This window comes from Bradyrhizobium sp., from assembly GCF_019242285.1.
GTDB lineage: Bacteria > Pseudomonadota > Alphaproteobacteria > Rhizobiales > Xanthobacteraceae > Bradyrhizobium.
In genome coordinates, this window is the sequence record NZ_JAFAVV010000613.1 from 1 (window position 1) to 2,581 (window position 2,581).

Annotated in this window: 1 protein-coding gene and 1 pseudogene; both read right to left on the reverse strand. The window is 66.3% G+C overall.

Translation table 11 applies throughout. The annotated features are described in order from the left end of the window. A partial coding sequence (locus JOY90_RS25085) for a PHP domain-containing protein (protein WP_291693802.1) occupies nt 1-1,737 on the reverse strand: 1,737 nt, incomplete at its 3' end. Next, nucleotides 1,734-2,581: pseudogene (locus JOY90_RS25090) on the reverse strand (DNA polymerase Y family protein); the annotation flags it as partial. The pseudogene JOY90_RS25090 and the gene JOY90_RS25085, both read right to left, overlap by 4 nt.

Below are 2,581 nucleotides of genomic sequence, written 5' to 3' on the forward strand. Positions count from 1 at the left end.
CATCTGGTAGACCTCGTCGTCATCCTCCGATTTGATGTCGGACAATTCGTAGCGCCTGCCCTTGTGATCGGCGATCAGATCAAAACATTTGCGGATGCAGGTCAGCATGCCCAGCGCCAGCACGTCGACCTTCATCATGTTGAGCGCGTCGACGTCGTCCTTGTCCCATTCGATGAAGGTGCGGTCGTCCATCGCGGCATTGCCGATCGGCACATAGGTGTCGAGCCGGTCCTGGGTCAGCACATAGCCCCCGACATGCTGCGACAGATGCCGTGGAAACTCGATCAATTCGGTGGCGAGCTCGACGGCGAGCCGCACCATCGCATTGTCGGGATCGAGCCCGGCCTGCCGGACCTGCATGTCGTTCAACCCCTTGCCCCAGCTTCCCCACACGGTATCGGCAAGCAGCGAGGTGACGTCCTCGGTCAAGCCCAGCGCCTTGCCGACGTCGCGGATGGCGCTGCGCGGGCGATAATGGATGACGGTCGCGATGATCGCCGCGCGGTGGCGGCCATAGCGGCGGTAGACATATTGCATCACCTCCTCGCGCCGCGAATGCTCGAAATCGACGTCGATGTCGGGCGGCTCCAACCGCTCCTTGGAGATGAAGCGCTCGAACAGCAGATCGACCTTGGTCGGATCGACCGAGGTGATGCCGAGCACGTAGCAGACCGCGGAATTGGCCGCCGAGCCCCGGCCCTGGCACAGGATGCTCTGCTCGCGCGCGAAGTGCACGATGTCGTGCACGGTCAGGAAATAATGCGCATAGTTCAGCTCGGCGATCAGCGCGAGCTCCTTGCGCAGGGTGGCCTGTAGCTGCTCGTCGATGCCGCCGGGAAAATACTTTTCAACGCCGGCGCGGGTCAGATCCTCCAGATGCTGCTGCGCGGTCTTGCCCGGCGGCACCGGCTCGTCCGGATATTGATATTTCAACTGGTCGAGCGAGAAGCCGATGCGATCGGCGAAGCGCAGAGTTTCGCGGATCGCATCCGGGTGGTCGCGGAACAATCGCGCCATCTCCGCCGCGGGCTTCAGGTGACGCTCGGCATTGGCTTCGAGCCGCCGGCCGATCGCGTCGATCGTGGTCTTCTCGCGGATGCAGGTCAGCACGTCCTGCAGCGGGCGGCGCGCGGGATCGTGGTAGAGCACCTCATTGGTCGCGAGCAGCGGCACATCGGCCTCGCGCGCGAGCCGGGCGAGCCGCGCCAGCCGCCTTTTGTCGTCGCCGCGATAGAGCAGGCTTGCCGCGAGCCACACACCCTCGGCGCGGCTCCGCTGCAGCCGTTTCAGAACGTTTTGGGCCGCCGCCTCCTCGAAGCGATGCGGCAATGACAGCACCAGCAATTGCCCTTCGGCAAATTCCAACAGGTCCTCGAATGTCAGCCGGCATTCGCCCTTCTCGACCTTGTCGGAATCGTCGCCGCGCTTGCCGCGGGTGAGGAGCTGGCACAGCCTGCCGTAAGCCGCGCGATCGCGCGGATAGACGAGGATGTCGGGCGTGCCGCAGGTGAAGACCAGCCGCGCGCCGATCAGCAGTTTGGGCTTGTGCTTCAGCTCGTGATTGTCGAGCTCGCTGTAGGCGCGCACGATGCCGGCGAGCGTGTTGTGGTCGGCGATGCCGATGGCGGAAAGCCCGTGCCGGCTTGCCTGGTGCACATATTCCTGCGGATGCGAGCCGCCGCGCAGGAAGGAGAAATTGGTGGTGACGCCGATCTCGGCATAATCAACACGCGTCATGCGAACAGTCCATGCACGAACCAGTGGGCTGGCTTTGGGTTACCTTCCGCATCGGTGAGCTCACCGCCATAGAGCCCGTCGCGAAAAATCCAGAAGCGCAGGCCGGCCGCGTCCTCGACGCGGAAATAGTCGCGCGTCAGCACCTTGCCGTCGTCCTTCCACCATTCCATCGCGATGCGCTCGGGCCCTTCCACCCGGACCACCGCATGCACCGCGCGGCGCCAGGTGAACTGGCGCGGCGGCCCGTCGGGCACGGTGGCGAGCGGCACCGCGATCGGCTCCGGCTGCTCGAACAGGCGCAACGGCCGCGCCGGCGGCTCGCCGGCCGCGCGCTCCGGCCACGCGGCTGCGCCGGCCGCGGCCAGACATTGCTGCGCCGGCGCAGGCACCGCTGCGCGCTCGGGGATATGGGTGTCCTGCGGCAGGTGCACGACGATGCGATGGCGCCCGATCCGCGCGGCGATGCGGTCGATCAAGGCGGCCAGCTCGTCATTGTCGTGCACATGGCTGTCGAGATCGCGCTGCTCCTGCACCACGATCTCGGTACGGCTCGCCGCCAGCCGGATCAGGTCGAAGCCGAAGCCGGGATCGAGCGGATCATTCAGCGCCTCCAGCCGCTCGCGGAACAGGCGGTCGACGATCCCGACCCGGGTCACCGGCCGGCCGGTCTCGACCTCGATCACGCGCACCGCGCCATCGGTGCGGAAGAAGCTCGCCGCGAGCTGCCGCGCGCCCTTGCCCTGCTTTTCCATCGCGGCGACCAGCGTTGCCGCCAGCCGGGACAGGGTGGCCGAGATCACATTGTCGGTCGCGACCGGCTCGGCAAAGCGCTGCTCCACGATGT